This is a genomic window from Pedobacter sp. AK013 (genome assembly GCF_014205835.1).
Lineage (GTDB): Bacteria > Bacteroidota > Bacteroidia > Sphingobacteriales > Sphingobacteriaceae > Pedobacter.
In genome coordinates this window covers 99553-118327 of the sequence record NZ_JACHCQ010000016.1, presented here as the reverse complement: position 1 = coordinate 118327, position 18775 = coordinate 99553, and the positions used below count along the sequence as shown (strand labels likewise).

General features: G+C 36.8%; 21 protein-coding genes. 7 read left to right on the top strand and 14 right to left on the bottom strand.

The annotated features are described in order from the left end of the window. Positions 1–76 precede the first annotated feature (76 nt). The 5 genes from HDC90_RS12635 to glmM all read right to left on the bottom strand — a co-directional run bounded on the left by HDC90_RS12635 (position 77) and on the right by glmM (position 5013). A complete protein-coding gene (locus HDC90_RS12635) occupies positions 77–976 on the bottom strand; it encodes an MBL fold metallo-hydrolase (protein WP_184466857.1) in 900 nt (299 codons plus the stop codon). An 80-nt stretch (positions 977–1056) separates the two neighbouring features. Further along, positions 1057–1260 (bottom strand): hypothetical protein, encoded by a 204-nt coding sequence (locus HDC90_RS12630; protein ID WP_029280513.1) that lies wholly within the window; start codon positions 1258–1260, stop codon positions 1057–1059. 348 nt (positions 1261–1608) lie between these two features. After that, a complete protein-coding gene (locus HDC90_RS12625; RefSeq protein ID WP_169502355.1) occupies positions 1609–1812 on the bottom strand; it encodes a hypothetical protein in 204 nt (67 codons plus the stop codon). Positions 1813–2350: 538 nt separating this feature from the next. Further along, positions 2351–3499, bottom strand: a complete 1149-nt coding sequence (locus HDC90_RS12620) for a cysteine desulfurase family protein (protein WP_184466856.1) — start codon at positions 3497–3499, stop codon at positions 2351–2353. Between the two features lie 128 nt (positions 3500–3627). Further along, positions 3628–5013, bottom strand: a complete 1386-nt coding sequence (gene glmM / locus HDC90_RS12615; protein WP_184466855.1) for a phosphoglucosamine mutase — start codon at positions 5011–5013, stop codon at positions 3628–3630. A gap of 362 nt (positions 5014–5375) precedes the next feature. Between glmM and HDC90_RS12610 the strand changes: the two genes are divergently transcribed. The 4 genes from HDC90_RS12610 to HDC90_RS12595 all read left to right on the top strand — a co-directional run bounded on the left by HDC90_RS12610 (position 5376) and on the right by HDC90_RS12595 (position 8097). After that, positions 5376–6107: a bifunctional 2-polyprenyl-6-hydroxyphenol methylase/3-demethylubiquinol 3-O-methyltransferase UbiG gene (locus HDC90_RS12610; RefSeq protein ID WP_184466854.1), complete on the top strand. Its 732-nt coding sequence runs from the start codon at positions 5376–5378 to the stop codon at positions 6105–6107. Then, positions 6104–6667, top strand: coding sequence for a phosphatase PAP2 family protein (locus HDC90_RS12605; protein WP_184466853.1), 564 nt, complete (start codon positions 6104–6106; stop codon positions 6665–6667). The genes HDC90_RS12610 and HDC90_RS12605 overlap by 4 nt, the downstream gene beginning before the upstream one ends. A 3-nt stretch (positions 6668–6670) precedes the next feature. Then, positions 6671–7387 (top strand): ZIP family metal transporter, encoded by a 717-nt coding sequence (locus HDC90_RS12600; protein ID WP_184466852.1) that lies wholly within the window; start codon positions 6671–6673, stop codon positions 7385–7387. Positions 7388–7491: 104 nt separating this feature from the next. Next, positions 7492–8097, top strand: a complete 606-nt coding sequence (locus HDC90_RS12595) for a Uma2 family endonuclease (RefSeq protein WP_184466851.1) — start codon at positions 7492–7494, stop codon at positions 8095–8097. 48 nt (positions 8098–8145) lie between these two features. Here the strand turns inward: HDC90_RS12595 and HDC90_RS12590 are convergent, their stop codons facing one another. The 8 genes from HDC90_RS12590 to HDC90_RS12555 all read right to left on the bottom strand — a co-directional run bounded on the left by HDC90_RS12590 (position 8146) and on the right by HDC90_RS12555 (position 13981). Beyond that, positions 8146–8289: a DUF5522 domain-containing protein gene (locus tag HDC90_RS12590; RefSeq protein WP_167295111.1), complete on the bottom strand. Its 144-nt coding sequence runs from the start codon at positions 8287–8289 to the stop codon at positions 8146–8148. An 83-nt stretch (positions 8290–8372) separates the two neighbouring features. Then, positions 8373–9314, bottom strand: a complete 942-nt coding sequence (locus HDC90_RS12585) for an exonuclease (RefSeq protein WP_184466849.1) — start codon at positions 9312–9314, stop codon at positions 8373–8375. A gap of 44 nt (positions 9315–9358) precedes the next feature. Continuing rightward, on the bottom strand, positions 9359–9976 hold the full coding sequence (gene coaE / locus HDC90_RS12580; protein WP_184466847.1) for a dephospho-CoA kinase: 618 nt from the start codon (positions 9974–9976) through the stop codon (positions 9359–9361). Then, a complete protein-coding gene (locus HDC90_RS12575; RefSeq protein ID WP_255497625.1) occupies positions 9976–10923 on the bottom strand; it encodes a YbbR-like domain-containing protein in 948 nt (315 codons plus the stop codon). Before HDC90_RS12575 ends, coaE begins: the two co-directional genes overlap by 1 nt. Before the next feature lie 119 nt (positions 10924–11042). Then, on the bottom strand, positions 11043–11363 hold the full coding sequence (gene yajC, locus HDC90_RS12570) for a preprotein translocase subunit YajC (RefSeq protein WP_184466845.1): 321 nt from the start codon (positions 11361–11363) through the stop codon (positions 11043–11045). Positions 11364–11431: 68 nt separating this feature from the next. Next, on the bottom strand, positions 11432–11890 hold the full coding sequence (locus tag HDC90_RS12565; RefSeq protein ID WP_184466843.1) for a DUF1573 domain-containing protein: 459 nt from the start codon (positions 11888–11890) through the stop codon (positions 11432–11434). A gap of 2 nt (positions 11891–11892) precedes the next feature. Continuing rightward, a complete protein-coding gene (gene nusB, locus HDC90_RS12560; RefSeq protein ID WP_184466842.1) occupies positions 11893–12843 on the bottom strand; it encodes a transcription antitermination factor NusB in 951 nt (316 codons plus the stop codon). Between the two features lie 49 nt (positions 12844–12892). Beyond that, a complete protein-coding gene (locus HDC90_RS12555) occupies positions 12893–13981 on the bottom strand; it encodes a Glu/Leu/Phe/Val dehydrogenase (RefSeq protein WP_184466840.1) in 1089 nt (362 codons plus the stop codon). A 594-nt stretch (positions 13982–14575) separates the two neighbouring features. Between HDC90_RS12555 and HDC90_RS12550 the strand changes: the two genes are divergently transcribed. Further along, positions 14576–16366, top strand: a complete 1791-nt coding sequence (locus tag HDC90_RS12550; protein WP_184466838.1) for an ABC transporter ATP-binding protein — start codon at positions 14576–14578, stop codon at positions 16364–16366. 79 nt (positions 16367–16445) lie between these two features. Continuing rightward, on the top strand, positions 16446–16769 hold the full coding sequence (locus HDC90_RS12545) for a DUF3276 family protein (RefSeq protein ID WP_108200124.1): 324 nt from the start codon (positions 16446–16448) through the stop codon (positions 16767–16769). Positions 16770–16849: 80 nt separating this feature from the next. On the opposite strand, the gene HDC90_RS12540 is transcribed toward HDC90_RS12545, so the two are convergent. Then, positions 16850–17314, bottom strand: coding sequence for a DUF5362 family protein (locus HDC90_RS12540; protein ID WP_184466836.1), 465 nt, complete (start codon positions 17312–17314; stop codon positions 16850–16852). 288 nt (positions 17315–17602) lie between these two features. Between HDC90_RS12540 and ychF the strand changes: the two genes are divergently transcribed. After that, on the top strand, positions 17603–18703 hold the full coding sequence (ychF, locus tag HDC90_RS12535; protein WP_184466834.1) for a redox-regulated ATPase YchF: 1101 nt from the start codon (positions 17603–17605) through the stop codon (positions 18701–18703). Positions 18704–18775: the final 72 nt, after the last annotated feature.

Genomic DNA, 18775 nt, shown 5'->3' with positions numbered 1-18775 from the left:
CTAAATCTGCCAAGACAGATCTCTCCATTCCGCTGCACTTCAGTCGAGATGACGAATTTTCTTATGGAATATGAGATTAAGCTCCTTTCAATTCATCGTAAGCAGCGGTTAAGCTTCTTTGGATGCCTTCTCCCTGCCATTCAGGTGCATTTGGAATTGTAGCTGTTTTTAAGATATCTTCTTTGCTTTTACCAGCTTTGATTTCTCCACCAACAAAAGTTAAAAGATTTTGAAGGTAATTTTGAAAAGCTTTAACGTCTGCTTTATTTCCAGTTACTTTTTCGGGATCTAAACTGTGTCCCCAGATAAACAAGGTATCCTTATCAAACTGATTCAGGATCTTATCCAATGCGGTGATCCAATTGCCAATATGTGCCCCATTTTCTCTGTCAATATAAGGGAATTTACGGTTGAAGACTAAATCGCCCACATGAACAATGTTGGCATGCTCAAAATGGTAAACGGCATCTCCGTTGGTATGACCAGAACCATAATAATAAGCTTTTATGTTCTCATCTCCTACTTTTGCAGTCCATTTTGTTCCGAAAGTAGTATCGGGCAGTAACTGTTTATCTAAGTTGTTTGCTTTTTCTGCACTTCTTTTCTGGTTAATCAGCGAATTTTGGTGGGCCACCACTTTTTCGGCCAATCCTTTGAAAGAAATATTCCCTGCGGTATGATCACCATGGTGGTGCGTATTAATCAGGTATTTGAAAGGTTTTTCACCGAGTTTTTTCAATTCTTCGATCACATGCGGTGCTGTGGTCGGAAATTGTGCATCTACCACCACAAAACCGTTTTTAGAATTTAGCCAGCCAATGGTGCCACCTTGTTCGGTAAATATACCCACATCGTTACGGAGCGGTTTAAAATTATAGGCGCGGAACAATTCCTGCTGTGCAAAAACATCTGTTTTATAAATTGATAACAAGGCCATAACCAGTGCCGAATTCTTAATAAAATTTCTTCTTTCCATTTTGGGGTTAAGCTAAAAAACCACGGCATTTACCGTGGTTTAAATTTAATTATTTTGTTCGTAAATTATATTCTGAACTATTATATTCCTGAACCTGGTGTTGGCCCGGGCTCGTGCCCCGGCCCCAGTGGATTATTCTTACGTTTATCATCTTTATTAAAAAGATTAGTAGTTATTTTCGATGATTTATTTTCATCTAAAGAATCATGATCTCTCACATCTTCTACTTTTTTATCTAGCAAATCGTTCTCAACAACTTTACCTTTTTCCTTATTTGTTTCCATAGCAATTGTAAATTGATGTACTTAAGCAACAAGTAAAAAATAAGATTGTTTTTTCTTAGCTGTTTTGGGAATGTGTTTATTGATTACCAATTTATTAGCCCTACTTCCATGTTTGGTGGCTCACCAGCATAACGAGACGACTAACCACGAGCGATAAAAAGCAGATGCTCACCGCAAATAATAATCGAACTCAGTTTATAAATTTTATGTTTAACGCCCCATCAAACACAGCATAGCCTATTCCAACTAGTATTTCCTAGTCACCCAAAGTGTTCATCCACATCACAAAGATGTATCTACCTCTCTTTAGAAAAGCCATTAGCATTAATACCATACTTACCTTCGCAATTACAGCATTGCTCCAGGAAGATTTCCTAATTCGTGAATGCAGCCGAAAGAATGAAATCTTCTTTTATGGATTTTATTGAAATGATTTGAAGATTCAAACGAAAATGGATTAAGGATAAACTTGTAAATGTGTTTCCGCTCTTCATTTAATTTTTCTTCCTGTTTCGCGTTCTCTAGATTTTGATTGTTTTGGCTCTTTTCCATGACGATATAGATTGTTGAAAACATGGTTAGTTTTCAGGGTTAACAATTTTAATCCGAATACCTTTTTAAACTGCACAATGCCTTAGTAAAAAAGCTTTTTAAAATTTGCTTAACCTTATACCAGGGGGAATTTGATAAGGTTTCGTTCTGGAACAACATTAAAATGGCGTAGATTGCCTTTATCTTAATTAAATATAAGTTTTATTTTTGAATTTTGCAAGAGTTTTTTCGCCTCACCAAAAGCGGTAATTATTTTTAAACGCGATTTTTCATTTTGGAAATCAGCCACAGTAGCGTTTAGGTAAATATAGTCCTGCCCTTCACTCTACTTCGTGTCCGTTCCGATCAGGTTTAGGCGGCACAGTTCGCGTAACTATTTAAGGCAGCAATGTGCAGAATAGATCAGGCATCATGCCGTTAAACCCTCAATAGCAATACTGGCTTCAATTTGTAAACCTGCTTTCCAAAAAAACAGTTAAATTTTTATGCAAAAAAGTCCCAATTTTCATTGAGACTCTCCTATTTGGTTAATGATATTTTAAGCTAAAGCATTTTGCTTTACTACCATTTTAACTTTTTCTATTACATAATCTAGCTCTTCTTTTGTAGTGTATTTGCTAAATGAAAAGCGAACGGAAGGGCGGTTTGGATCGGCATTAATGCCGTTTAATACATGTGAGCCTATATTTGAGCCAGAAGAGCATGCGCTGCCACCAGAAGCGCAGATACCATTGATATCTAAATTAAACAACAACATATCGGCCATGTCCATCTCTGGGAACGATACATTCAATACTGTGTACAAACTTTTATCGGCATCTGTTTCGCCATTAAAAGCAATTCCCGGGATTTCGGCAATTAACTGTGCTTTCAAATAATCTTTTAAGCCTTGAATGTACGATTGATGCTGATCCATTTCTGCATAAGCAATTTCTAAGGCTTTAGCTAAACCCACAATACCATATACATTTTCGGTACCACCGCGCATATTGCGCTCCTGCGCTCCACCATAAATCATTGGTGGAATTTTAATGTTGCTGTTTACATATAAAAATCCAACACCTTTAGGCCCGTGAAGCTTGTGCGCCGCGCAAACAATAAAATGAGCTTTAAGCTCACGTACGTTATGCGGGTAATGCCCCATGGTTTGAACGGTATCGGCATGGTAAATGGCATTGTATTTCTCGCAGATATCGCCAACTTTAACCATATTGGTCAGGGTACCCAATTCGTTATTGGCATGCATCAACGAAACGAAAGTACGTTCATTATTTTGAAGTAGTTCTTCTAAGTGGTTATAATCGATATTTCCTTTTTCATCAATATTAACGAAACTTAGTTTATCGATCTCACCATTTTTAAGCATCGTATTTAAAGTATGCTCAACAGCATGGTGCTCTATTTTCGAAGTAATGGCATGTTTAATTCCATAGGCAGAAATTCCACAACGGATAGCTGTATTATCGGCCTCGGTGCCCCCAGAAGTAAAAAATATTTCGGATGGAGACGCGTTTAGCAGGCCAGAAACGGTTTTACGGGCTTTCTCTACAAGCGTTCTCACCTCACGGCCAAGCGCATGAATGGCAGATGGATTACCGAAATAGTTTTCCATCACGTTTGTCATTTCTGCGATTACTGCCGCATCTAAAGGCGTTGTGGCTGCATTATCTAAATAGACCCTTTTCATTTCTACGAATATTTAAAAGTTAGTGTTGCAGAGATATCCTGCTAAGGCGGTCTCTGTTTAAATGTTCGGGGTTTAACGTTTTATTAAACCCCGAACGTGTTATGCTTAATCCTGAAATCCTTTAGGGATTAAAGGTGTAATATTTCTTTAATGTCAGAAATAATTTTGTTCGCCAAATTCTCAGCGATGGTTTCATTTTCTGCCTCACTGTAAATCCTAATGATCGGCTCAGTATTAGAACGGCGCAAATGTACCCAAGTTTTATCAAATTCTATCTTCAAACCATCAATTGTACTGTAAGGTTGATTTTTATATTTTTCTTCTACCTGTTTTAGCAAATTATCGATATCCATTTCTGGCGTAAGGGTAATTTTGTTTTTAGAGATGTGGTATTGAGGGTAACTAGCCCGTAATACCGAGATTGATTTGCCAAATTTAGCTAAATGCGTTAAAAATAAGGCAATACCAACTAAGGCATCTCTTCCATAATGTGATTCAGGATAGATAATACCGCCGTTTCCTTCACCACCAATAATGGCATTGGTAGCTTTCATTTTGTTTACCACATTAACCTCTCCTACTGCCGATGCATTGTAGTCGGAGCCTGCATTTTCAGTTACATCGCGTAAAGCGCGTGTTGATGAAAGGTTTGAAACTGTATTTCCTGGTGTATTTTTCAATACGTAATCGGCTACTGCTACCAAAGTATACTCTTCACCAAACATGCTACCATCTTCATTTACAAAACATAAACGGTCAACATCAGGGTCTACTACAATACCTAAGTCGGCATGTTGTTTCTGAACTTCTTTCGATATTTCAGTTAGATTTTCAGGAAGTGGTTCCGGGTTATGTGGAAAATGTCCGTCTGGTGTACAATATAATTCTACCACCTTGTTCACCCCCAAAGCTTTTAATAAGGCAGGTATAAAAATACCGCCTGTTGAATTTACGCAATCGATTACTATTTTAAAATCAGCCTTTTTAATTGCCTCAACATCAACCAATGGTAATGCTAAAACTTTATCGATATGCTTTTGAAGGTAAGTATCGTTTTTAATTACTTTACCTAGTTTATCTACATCAGCAAAATCAAAATCAGCACTTTCTGCTAAATCTAAAACTTCTTTTCCGTCAGCATCGCTAATAAATTCTCCGCTGGCATTTAATAATTTTAGGGCATTCCATTGTTTTGGGTTATGGCTTGCGGTTAAAATAATCCCGCCTCCCGCTTTTTCGTCAGGTACGGCTACTTCTACAGTTGGCGTAGTAGATAACCCTAAATCGATTACCTCAATACCCAGGCCTTGTAGTGTTCCGATAACCAGGTTATTCACCATCTCACCCGAAATACGGGCATCACGGCCTAAAACTATTCTTTTATTGCCTGTTTTTTGTACCACCCAGCTACCGAAAGCAGCTGTAAATTTCACAATATCAAATGGGGTTAAGCCGTCTCCAGCTCTTCCACCAATGGTTCCTCGTATTCCTGAAATCGATTTTATTAAAGTCACTTTATATAATTTATTTGAGGCTCAAAAATAAGAAAAAAAACAAGATAGCCGTTATTTCGACCTGCCTGTGCACGTTAATTTACATTGTTTTTATACGATCAATTTTATAGAATTGGGCAAAGCGCCAAAAACAAACGTATGTTTAATTGAAATGTTCAACTGATTTTTTTGCTAATATTTCCAGGCTTTTAATACGGATGACAGACAAAAGCAATAGTGATGAATTACAGGTTCATTTGCAATGCGATAAAAAATCAATTCATAATATTCTTGCAACTTTATTGCATAAAAACGAATTCTAACTTTACTAGCGATTGTAAAACCTTATATTTGCATCCTTTTAAGATACAAACGGCTTTTATATGCAGCGCAAGTGGTTTCAATATTGGTTCAATTCGCCATATTATCATATTCTTTATCAACAACGAAATGATGCTGAAGCCGAGTTTTTCATTGATAAACTCACGCATTTTTTAAATCCTAAAGCTGATGCTAAAATGCTCGATATTGCCTGTGGAAAAGGCCGGCATTCTATTTACCTGAATAAAAAAGGCTTTGATGTTACAGGAATAGATTTATCAGAACAAAGCATAAAGTATGCAAAACAATTCGAAAACAGTAAACTACACTTCCTTGTTCACGACATGCGGAGATTGTTTTACATCAATTATTTTGATGTAGCTTTAAACCTATTTACCAGTTTTGGCTATTTTGATACAGAAAAAGACCACGTAAATGCGCTTAAAACTTTTCGCAAATGCTTAACCGCCGATGGTATTTTGGTGCTTGATTATTTTAACACCGAAAAGATTATCCGTAATTTAAATTCCTGTGAAACGAAATCACTTGATGGAATAACTTTTCACATCACCAAAAATGTTATTGATGGGAAAATTATTAAAAAGATAAATTTCGAAGACAAACAAAAGGTATATCATTTCGAAGAAAGGGTTCAGGCATTTAGTTTTAAAGATTTTCAGCGTATGCTTACCAAAGCCGGAATGGTGATTGAAAAAACTTTTGGCAGCTATGGTTTAGCTGATTTTGATGAAAACAGCTCAGACCGGTTAATTTTAATCTGTAAAAAAGCATGATAGAAAGCATACAGCAATTTGACGTTGAATTGTTTTTGAAAATCCATCGCGGGCTTTCAAACAGTTTTTTTGATTGGCTGATGCCTTTAATGCGTAACCGGTTCTTTTGGTCGCCACTTTATCTGTTTATTGTTATCTTTTGCATCAAACAATATAAAAAGCAGGGCTACTACATTATCGGCATGGTGCTGTTCACCTTTGCTATGGGCGATTTAATCGCCTCGAGGGTTGTAAAGCCTTTAGTATCGCGTGTAAGGCCTTGTAATGATTTAAGTTTAGCGAATGATATTATTCACCGTGTACCCTGTGGAAGCGGCTTAAGTTTTCCTTCGGCGCATGCTACCAATCATTTTGCTATAGCTGTTTTTTTAATCTGCATTTTTTACAGCAGGTGGAAACCTATTTTACCTATTGGACTCTTTTGGGCATTTATTATCAGCTTTGCACAAGTATATGTTGGCGTTCATTACCCTGTTGATGTAACCGTTGGCGCCTTATTAGGCATAACAATAGGCATTATCTGTTCGATAATATTTAAAAAATTACAACCTGATTTTTAACTTATGGAAATCTGGAAACTCTGTGTACTCTTTTTTTGTGCCTTTTTAGGCGGAACCGCTATCTTTTTGGTTAAAAGTGATAAATCGAAATTACTTAAATTAATTTTATCTTTCAGTGGAGCCTATTTATTTGCCATTACGGTTTTACATTTAATTCCAGATGCCTACAGCGGGCCCGACAAATGGCAGATTGGCATTTTTATCCTTATTGGTTTCTTATTACAAATTTTCTTAGAACAGTTTTCAGAAGGTGTAGAACATGGCCACATCCATAAACATCACGATGGGCATATATTTCCTTTCGGGGTTATGATCAGCCTGTGTTTGCATGCTTTTTTAGAGGGCATGCCATTGGCAAAAGAGCAACATAATGAACTTATTTTTGGAATTTCATTACACCATATCCCTGCTGCCTTTGCATTAGCAAGTATATTGATGCAGAATCATTTTAAAAAAAGCAGCATTGTGTTTTATCTAGTTGTGTTTGCCATTATGGCACCACTTGGTTTTTACGTAAGTGTTGGTCTAAGCAACGGCACTATTGGAGGCCTTGATGCTTATTTCAATAAAATTATGGGCATTGTAATTGGTATCTTCTTACACATTTCTACTACCATATTGTTCGAATCGAGTGCCGATCATAAAATCAATACCCGTAAAATGATTGCCGTTTTATTGGGGATTGGTGTAGCATTGATCGGTTTCTTTGCCGGACACTAGTTCAGTCAGCAGTTTTCCATTGGCCATCTGTAATTAGCTGATTTAAACAGTTATCCCTCCGTATGGACACTAAACGTTTACGAAAATTTTTAGTAAATTCGTATATGGAAAACATTGTAAATGAACCTGCTGTAGCTTACCAGAAAAGATATTATACGGTTGAAGAATACCTGGAAATGGAAAAACCATCGACAGTAAAACACGAGTACTACCAGGGAGAGATATTTGCCATGTCGGGTGCTGGTGATAACCACAATGAGATTTTTAGCAATATTTTTGGAGAAATAGCTAACAAGCTCAAAGGCACGCCCTGCAGGCCTTATGGAAGTGATAAACGAATGAATATTCCTGAAAATACTTTATTTACCTATCCAGATATTTCCATTTATTGCAATGGTTTAACGCATAGCGATGTTGATGAAGATACCTCAATTTTACCTACTGTAATTATAGAAATTCTATCTCCATCAACCAAAAATTACGACAAAGGGAAAAAATTTAACTTGTACAAAGATATCCCATCATTAAAAGAATACGTCATGATCGATTCGGAATCTATTTGGGTTGAGGCGCATTACATCAACGATGAGCAAAATTGGGTACACAATGAACATGAAAAGATTACTGATGTGCTAAATTTTGTTTCGATGGGGTTTGAGGTAGCACTAAGTGATATTTATTATCGTGTTCGTTTTAGTGAGAAGAAATGAGTTTGTAGTCAAAAATTGAGAAGCGCGAACTGAAAACTGCCAACGGCATCACTTCTTCTCTTTCTTCTTCCCATAACCCCATGGACAGTGCTTACATTTATTTTTACAGCAATAACCCCGCTTTAAATGGTAGGATTCTGTAAAAACCATTAACCCATCTTCGTTAAAATAAAAATCTTCGCCTTCTTTCATATATTATCCATTAAAACGTCCTGAAACAAGTTCAGGATGACGGACAGCCGATATTTTGTGCTATTCTCCAATTATTATAATTACTAATTGAGTATTTTAACTTCTAATTTATTTTTAAAATAATCTTTAAGCTGTTTACCATCACCGTGCAGCGTCCATATTTGTTTTGGTTTAACTTTTTCTATGGTTTCCAAAATTGCATCCCAATCGGCATGATCGGAAATATAAAGTGAAATCCCATTTTGTTGCTGCAGGTTCTTCCATCCAGAGGCAAAGGCACGTACCACATTAATCGCTTTATGGTAACTGTGAAAAACCATTGGAGGAACAATATAAACCTGATGTTCTTGATTATTTTTCATCACCTTTCTATCGTACATTTTGTAATTCCCCACTTTTATACCATAATCTTCATAAATTTTAACAAAAGGCATAATACTGTGGTGAACCATAACATTCTTTGTAGGGCAATACTCATTGAGCAATTGGATAATCCGCTGGCTTTTGCCCAAAGCGTAAGAACCCAGCATGATATTCGCACTGGTTTCGTTCAGCTTTTTAATTTCAACTACGGGAGATGGATGTTTCGTTGCTGGATTAGCAAAGGTACTTTCTGTAATCAATACATCTGCTTCTACAAATTCAAAAGGCTCGCAGGTATTATCTGGTTCAATCTTATAGTCACCTGTATAAAGGTATTTTACGCCCTTATATTCCATTAGTACCTGTGCAGAGCCTAAAATATGTCCGGCAGAATAAAAAGTAATGGTAACTTCTTTTATTTTGAATGATTGATGGTAACTTTTAGTAAAAAAATCAACCGCTGCAAATTTGCGGTAACGGTGTTTCATAAAAGTTGCGGTAACAGCGGTACAGTAAACATTCTGGCTTCCACCTATGGCATGATCGCCATGCGCATGCGAAACTACTGCTTCTTTAACCGGCTGTTGCGGATCGAGGTAAAAATCGCCGTAAACACAGTATAAACCCGTTGGGGTAATAATAATAAAATCTGCTAAAATCATATTAGGATTAAGGGATTTAAGGATGATATGATTGGAGTAGATAATTAAATATTAGCGCTTTTAAGGGCTTCCGCAGCCTTTAAAAATTGTTGGTGTAAGGCTAAAACCTGTTCTATTATTGATTGTCGCTCATCATTAACAATAAAATGGCCAGCCATTTTCGATTTTTCTTCATCGCTCAATTGTTTATCCATGCGTGCTTTAACCTGCTCTGCCGTTACTCCATCACGTAACATTACCCGCTTCATTTTAATATCGTGAGGCGCAGTAACCAGGATAGTAGTATCACACATCTTGTAAGAACCACTTTCAAAAAGCAGCGCTGCCTCTTTAAGCGTGTAAGGCGTATTTGCAGGTATGGTTTCTTCCCAGGCATCGAATGCTCTAAAAACCGCCGGGTGAACCAATGCATTTAATTTTGCAAGCGCTTCTTCGTTGTTAAAAACAATGCCAGCAATGTGTTTATTGTTCAATTTTCCATTTTCAAAATAACTATCATTGCCAAAAGCAGCTTTAACCCCTGCTATAAGCACTACATCTTTACACATAATCTCCTTGGCCACAGTATCAGCATAAAACACAGGGATTCCCAATACTTCAAAAACCTTGCAAGCGGTAGTTTTACCACTGCCTATACCTCCTGTTATACCTACTTTATACATTATTTTTCTACAATGAAATCTATTTTAGAAGGGCTTACGCCCACCAATTTACAATAATCTGGAAATTCGGTTATTTTTACCGTAAACTGTCGATGCCCTAAATTTTGCCATTCATCAACATCAATGGTTGCGGTAATAAAACTTTCATCAACCTGATCGTAATTACTTAAGGCTACTAAAAAGGTAACTTTAACTTTTTTAGGGTAAAGTTTGATGCTGTTATAGCTTCGATTATTGGTGATTTTTAAGGGTACCTCGATTGTTTTTTCAGTAAATTCATCAACAGGGAGCTTAACTTCTACAGATGAGGGATAAATGCTTACATTTTTATGGATACTGTGCTGTAAAGCTATTCTGGTTGTACTACTGCTCTGTATTTTTTCCTGTTTAAGCGTATCGGTTGGCCAAAATTTTATTTTTGAAAGCTCTTCCAACGGACCAGCTACCTTTACATATTTGGGATTGAGGATAATTTCACTGGAAATACCATATTGTTTTACAAAACTCAGTTTATCAATCAATTTTACCGGAACTTTTTTCACCACGCGTTTAGTAAAATCGAAATAAAGGGTATCGGGTTTAACAGAAATTACTTTTTGGGTACTTTCTAATTGCCTGTTGATATTAAAAAGCTGATCGGAAAAAACGATAAAATCTTTGGTATTGAGCTGACTCAAGCTAACAGAAACAGAAGGTGGACTGATCCTTAAACGGGCAAACAGTAGCTGCCAGCCTGTTCCTTCTACCTGTAAATCTATCGTGTCTGATTGTAAAGGATAAAATGCTCTTTTGGTGGGGGTATTTTTAAAAACCAATACAGTTTTTGCTACATAAATATACTTGTTGTTTAATGCCATAAAAAGCCATGCAGCTATAGCCAGGAGCAAGCAGGCCAATAAGCTAAATACGCGTCTTTTTTCAATCTTCGTTAACCTAATAAAGGGCATAATAAATTAATGTTAGCTGTAAGCTGGAAAAATATTATCCAAAATGCATTTAATCAAATGTAGTAAAACAAAAACAGTCCCGAAAGTTTTCGGGACTGCGCTTAAATTTTATTAATTTATTAGGCTTTAGGCGCTACAACTGCTTTGGTTGCATCTAAAGAAACTGCTGATTTATCAAAACGGATCTTTACACCACCTTCAACTTCAATTAAAAAAGTTGTTTCATTCATATCGGCAATGCGACCGTGAATACCTGCAGTAGTTACGATTTTATCTCCTTTTTTTAATTCTTCAACCAATTTTTTATGGTCTTTAGCTTTTTTAACTTGTGGACGGATCATGAAAAAGTAGAAAACTACCATGATTAGTACCATTGGTACGATTGTAGTTAGCATGTTACTACCACCTGCTGCTGCCTGTAATATTACTGTTGATGTCATTTCTTATTTATTTGTGTTTTTGTGAATTTTGATCGTTATGGATTATTGCCATAAACAATCGAACCAATTTATTTTTTAGCAAGTACCTCTCCTACTAAATGAACAGTGGTTACTGTTGGATTTGCATTTGATGTTACGGTTACTACTTTATCTTGCATGCCCATTTTGCCTTCGCTATTAAAAACTACGCTAATTACACCTTCTTTACCTGGCAAAATAGGCTCGCCTGGTACCTGAGGAACAGTACAGCCACATGTAGCGGTTGCATTTGAAACAATAAGCGGGGTTTTACCTGTATTTTTAAGTTTGAAATCGTGCTTTACTTTTTCGCCTTGTGTTATTTTACCAAAATCGAAAATATCGCGTTCGAAAACAATAACAGGTGCATCTGCCGGAGCAACTTTAGCTGTTTTTGATGTATCGTTGCCCACTGAAACTGCTGTAGCGGTTTCGCTAATTTTATTATTTGCATTACGACATGCTACAAATGAAAGTGCAGCAATAGCCAAGATAAATGTTCTTTTCATTTTTAATCTTCGATTAATCCACGGCCAATCTTTTTAATTGTGTTGTTTTTCTTAAGATCGCCTAAAATTTTGTCTAAAATACCGTTAATAAATGAATTACTCTTCGGTGTACTGTAATCTTTTGATAACTCTAAATATTCGTTGATGGTTACTTTAACCGGAATAGATGGAAAATTTAACAGCTCGCAAATGGCCATTTTCATTAAAATTGTATCCATCAATGCAATACGTTCTGATTCCCAGTTTTTGGTTCTATCGGCAATCATTTCTTGGTATTTTGCATCGTTCTGTAAAGTATGTACAAAAAGATCCTGAACAAATTTGCTGTCTTCAATCCAATCGGCACTAATCTCGGTTAATTTATTTTTGAAAGGATCTTCAGATGTAAAGTTTTTCAGGGTTTTAGCTACCATGCCTTTCATTACTTCATGATCTACCTGCCAGTTGATAAATTTCTCTTCGAAAACCTGTAAAATGGCCTGGTTTTTTAAGATGATTTTACGGAAAATGTATTTGATGATATCTTTTGAAGATTCTAAACTTTCGTTCGGATCGGCAAGATAATCGGCATATTCTTTTGATGCTTTTAAAGAATTGTAAACGGTTTTACGGATTTCCGGATCGAAACCCCAATCAACCTTATATTTTTTTATTGCAGAAACATACTCAGGATTTTGCTGCAATAAAACGCTAAACTTATTGTGTAGCAATTTCATATTAGGATTAATATCCTCTGCTGTTTTAATAAACTTATTTGCGCGCTCTGCAGCGTCGTTAGCAGTAAATTCGGTAACTTCTACCATTAAAGATAACATCCAGATGTACATTTCATACACGCTATCGATGCTCTGCATTAAAGTTTTTAAATCACCTTTAATGTCTTTTTTGTCTGCCATGTGCCAAGCAAAAATATTTTGCAAAGCTTTGATTCTTAAGTGCCTTCTGTTTAACATGAATGTAAGAACGAGTGCGGTTTTTTAAACCTGTTTTAATAATTATGATTTAATATGACGATTTAATTTTTTTAATGTCTGCAATCCGTTTCTCGGCTATGCGATTGGCAGCAATATTTGTTGATATATTTTCGGTTTTGCTTAACTTAATTACGCTGCGCGTAGCATCATAAATATTCTCTGTAAGCTGTACTGTACGTTTTTTACCAAAACCCGTTAACTCCGAATAGCAAGAAATTAATCCACCAGCATTAATCAGATAATCAGGTGCAAATAAAATCCCTTTCTTTAAAAGCAACTCGCTATCTAAAACCTCATCTTTTAACTGATTGTTTGCTGAACCTGCAATAATTGCAAATTTCATTTTTTCAATGGTTTTGTTGTTAACGGTAGCACCCATTGCGCATGGGGCATAAACATCGGCATCGGTTGTAAAAATTTTATCAGCCTCAATTGGTTTTGCTTTATATTTCCGGGCAACATAAGTTAATTGCTCCTGGTTAATATCGCTAATTAAAACTTCGGCGTTTTCTTTTCTTAACAGTGCAACCAGATGCTCACCAACGTTTCCGATACCTTGTACTACAATGGTTCTTCCAGCCAGCATATCTGTACCGAATACTTCTTTAACACTGGCTTTAATACCTAAATAAACACCCTGAGCAGTAAAAGGAGCGGGATTGCCTGCGCCGCCGATCGACTCAGGAACACCGGTAACATAATTGGTTTCCATACGGATATATTCCATATCACGTGTATTGGTACCCATTTCTTCTGCGGTAATAAATTCGCCATTTAGGTTTTTAATAAACCTACCGTAGCTCCGCATTAAGGTTTCTGTTTTATCTTTCCTGGAATCGCCGATAATTACGCCTTTTCCACCGCCCAGATTTAATCCTGTTATTGCGGCCTTGTAAGTCATTCCACGCGATAAACGCAGTGCATCTTCTAATGCTTCGCCTTCTGTACTATAACTCCACATGCGTGTTCCACCTAAAGCAGGACCCAATGTAGTATCGTGTATAGCAATAATTGCTTTTAAACCTGTATCTGGATCGTTGCAAAAAACCAATTTTTTATGGCCATAGGCACTTAATTGATCTAAAATTGAAAAATCTGACGGAGAATTTGCTGGCATATTGAACGTTCGGATAACCTGCTGCAAAATTAAAATAAAAAACCATTATTACACCTATTTAACGAAACTATAACGAAATTAATTCGATGGAGATTCTTTTTTGAGCTAAACCTGGCAGGTTTGCGAAGCCTGTAAATCTAAACCATAACACGATTAGGTAGCCATATTATTTTAGAAAAGCAGGGTTCGGTACGTTTGGGTTACAAAAGCCCCGCTATGCGCTTCAAATCCTTGACTCGTACCTCACCTGCGGGTTTTACGCTCCTATCGGGTTTAGGTGGCAGGGACTTCCGAAGCTTCAAAGGACAAAGTGCCGACCAACTTCGGAAGCTTGAGATAACGCGAGAACGCTGCGTTAGGGATTGTAAGGGTTCAGTACCGATCCTTAATCGGTACCGCAGCGAAGCGGAGCCCTGAAAAGCCCGCCCCTTGCGCAGCTTGGGTAACGCCCAAATTACTAAGCCATAATTAGCCATAAAACTCACGGGCTCCTAAACCTGCGGCGTTTGAAGAAGTGTCACTAATTTTTAAAGCTTAGCGCATAATAGATAAATATGTATTATGAAATAACAAAATTAGCTAAGTTTGTATGGAATGAAACATTTAAGCCGATTAAACAAATACTTTCTTAAATACAAATGGTGGATTATACCTGGAAGTATTTTTGTGGTAATTTCTAATATTTTTGGAGTAGTGCCTGCCCAGGTAATTGGCTATGCCGTTGATCTGATTACCGAAAACATTCAAATATTTAATCTCTTTTATGGTTTCGATCGGCAGGCCATTATTTACGACATATTTAGTAGTAACCTTTTATTTTTTGGGCTGCTGGTTATTGCACTCTATTTATTACGAGGACTGTTTCTATTCTTTATGCGCCAAACCATTATTTTAATGTCGCGGCATATAGAGTTTGATATGAAGAACGACATTTACCAGCATTACCAGGAGCTGAGTTTAGGTTTTTACCGCAGAAATAATACCGGCGATTTAATGAACCGCGCTACAGAAGATGTTAACCGCGTAAGGATGTACGTGGGCCCGGCGATTATGTACACGATTAACACTTTTGTTTTATCGGTGCTTATTATCTGGTCGATGTTTGATGTAAATGCTAAACTGGCCATTTATTGCTTATTGCCACTTCCTTTCCTGGTGGTAATTATTTATTATGTAAATACGCTGATCTTTAAGAAAAGCGGAAAGATACAGGAACGTTTATCGGATCTTTCGAGTTTTGTGCAGGAGCGTTTTTCGGGTATCAGGATCATAAAATCATACGTTCGTGAAGATTATACGCGAAACATGTTCTCCATACAGAGTAACGATTACAAAAAAGATTCGATGAGCCTGGTTAAAGTATCGGCCTTATTTTATCCTACCATGCTTTTATTAATTGGCCTGAGCACCATTTTAACCATATACATTGGCGGTATCCAGGTCATGAATGGCAGCATCACCGCAGGAAATATTGCCGAATTTATAATTTACATCAACCAGTTAACTTTTCCGGTAACCATGCTGGGCTGGGTTACTTCTCTAATCCAACGAGCAGCTGCATCACAAAAAAGGATAAACGAGTTTTTAGATATCCCGTCAGACATTCAATCGAAAGAAACTGCAGAAATTGAGCTAAGTGGAAATATCAAATTTAATAATGTGAGTTTTACCTACCCTGACACAGGTATTGAGGCTTTAAAAGATGTGAGTTTTGAGATTAATAGTGGTGAATTTGTGGCCATTATTGGAAAAACTGGATCAGGAAAATCGACATTGGCCAATCTGATTATGCGGATGTATGATGTAGAAAATGGTATAATAGACATCGATGGAAAGAATATAAAAGCACTAAACCTTAAAGATTACCGTAACCAGATTAGCTTTGTACCACAAGAGGTTTTCCTATTTTCTGATACCATAAAAAACAATATAGCCTTTGGTTTAGATAAGGTTACGGATGAAGAGGTACATGCGGCAGCAAAAAATGCCTCGGTTTATACCAATATTATAGACTTCGAAGAAAAATTCGAAACGATGCTGGGTGAACGGGGAATAACCCTCTCCGGGGGACAAAAACAGCGTGTTTCTATTGCAAGGGCATTGATTAAATCGCCTAAAATTTTAATCTTCGATGATTGCCTTTCGGCGGTTGATACTAAAACCGAGGAGGAAATACTACAAAACCTCGGTAAAATCATGGCCGGAAAAACAAGTATTTTAATTGCCCATAGGATTTCGACCATTAAAAATGCAGATAAAATTTTGGTACTGGATAATGGCAAAATCATTGAACAAGGCACACACAATGAATTACTTAGTTTAAATGGCAGCTATACCGATCTTTATAACCACCAACTTTTGGAGGAGGAAACACGAACTATTTAAATTGTATTAAAATTGTATTTTGAACTTTAAATATTTGCTTTATATTTACCGAAACCAAAAACCAACATCAATACCAACCATGGGAGAATTCGACAACAAGGAAAGAGAAGAAGTTTTTTCAAAGAAAGTAAGAGCAGGTAAGAGAACTTATTTCTTCGACGTGAAGGCTACAAGATCGGGTGATTATTATTTAACAGTTACCGAGAGTAAGAAAAGATTAGAAGACGGTGTGTTTGTAAAACATAAAATCTTTTTATACAAAGAAGATTTCGAAAAATTTGCAGAAGGATTAAATGAAACTGTGGATTACATCAAAACTCACCAGGATGTGGTTGAAAAACGTTATGAATATTCTGAAAATGGAGAACATAGCACTAAAGCAAATGACGATTTTACTTTTTAAGTAATTATAATTTCAAATAAAAAAGCCTCCCGATTTTAAAAATCTGGGAGGCTTTCTTTTATCTGTGTACAGTTTATTTTTTATTTTACACCTACACTACTAACGGCTACTGCAAGAATTAATAGAAAATAACTCACTAATAATACAATGGTGAGTATTCCCCAAAATTTAAAAAGCGATTTTACATTCGCGATGGCATCATTTAAATTTTCCTGATCGCCAAATAGCACTCCTTGTTTACCCTTGGCTGAAAAACGGAAGAGCAATAAACTTGGGTAGAAAAAGAGTAAGGCCAACAACAGGTAAAATATGGTAATCCCTGTAGCCCCTATACTGGCCAATGGTCCTAATTGATTGAGCATTGCAGGGTTTGCCGTTATTGCTGCCCCTATTCCAAATGAACTTAAAGTTAAAAATGCAGAGAGAACAAAACCCACCACCGATAAAAATCTGGCCCATTTACTCATATCGTAAAAATAGCTCCGCATTTCTTCGGTAACAACCAATTTTACTTCCTGGGGCACTTCATTTTCAAAATCTTCCATTTATCTCTATTTATTTTTGGCTAAACATAGATAAAATATAGATTTGATACAATAGCAAGGGTTTAAATAAAGGTTTTAAAAGCTTATCTTTGCGCGGAATTTGAGGCGGAAGGCGGAAGGCGGAAGGCGGAAGGCGGAAGGCGGAAGGCGGAAAAAGGTAAAATGGTTGATGGTTTGATAGATCATAGCCTAGAGCCCGGAACTAACGTTCAAAAATGAAACACCAGGCTATTGACCATAAGACAATGCACCAATAGCTCAAATTAAAGATATAAAGACTAATAAATAATGGCATTACAATGTGGTATAGTGGGTTTACCAAATGTTGGGAAATCGACTCTTTTTAACTGTTTATCAAACGCAAAAGCGCAGGCTGCAAACTTCCCCTTTTGTACTATTGAGCCCAATGTTGGCGTAATTACAGTACCTGATGATAGATTAACCAAACTGGCCGAGTTGGTTAAACCAAACAAAGTGCAACCGAATACAATCGAGATCGTAGATATTGCAGGTTTGGTAAAAGGTGCATCGAAAGGTGAAGGTTTGGGTAATCAGTTTTTAGGAAATATCCGTGCTACAAACGCCATTATCCACGTTTTACGTTGTTTTGATGATGGAAATGTAATCCACGTAGATGGCTCTGTTGATCCGATCCGTGATCGTGAAATTATTGACACTGAGCTACAGCTTAAAGATTTGGATAGCGTTGATAAACGTATTCAAAAAGTGGAGAAAATGGCTAAAACAGGTGGCGATAAGGATGCAAAACGTACTTATGAAATTTTAACGGTGGTTAAATCTCATTTAGAAAGTGGCAAATCTATTCGTACGGCACCATTGGCTCAGGATGATTTCGATTTTATTGAAGATTTAGGTTTACTTACGCAAAAGCCGGTAATGTATGTTTGTAACGTGGATGAGGCATCGGTTGTAACGGGCAACAAATATGTTGATCTGGTTAGAGCAAGTGTTGCTGATGAAAATGCTGAGGTTTTAGTGATCTCTGCTAAAATTGAATCAGAAATTGCGGAACTGGATAGCTACGAAGAGCGTCAGGAATTTTTAGCTGATTTAGGTTTAACTGAATCAGGCGTAAATAAATTAATCCGCGCAGCTTATAAATTATTAAATCTTTATACCTATTTCACCGCTGGTGTACAAGAAGTTAGGGCCTGGACCATCACAAAAGGCTTTACAGCGCCACAAGCTGCTGGTGTAATCCATACCGATTTCGAAAAAGGTTTTATCCGCGCGGAGGTAATCAAATACAACGATTTCGTAACCTTAGGTTCTGAAAATGCCTGTAAAGATGCGGGTAAGCTAGGTGTTGAAGGAAAAACTTACGTTGTGGAAGATGGCGACATTATGCACTTCAGATTTAATGTTTAATACCTAAATTTCCTAAAGGGAACTTAAAATATATAGAGCCACTCTTACGAGTGGCTTTTTTTTTAAATTCAT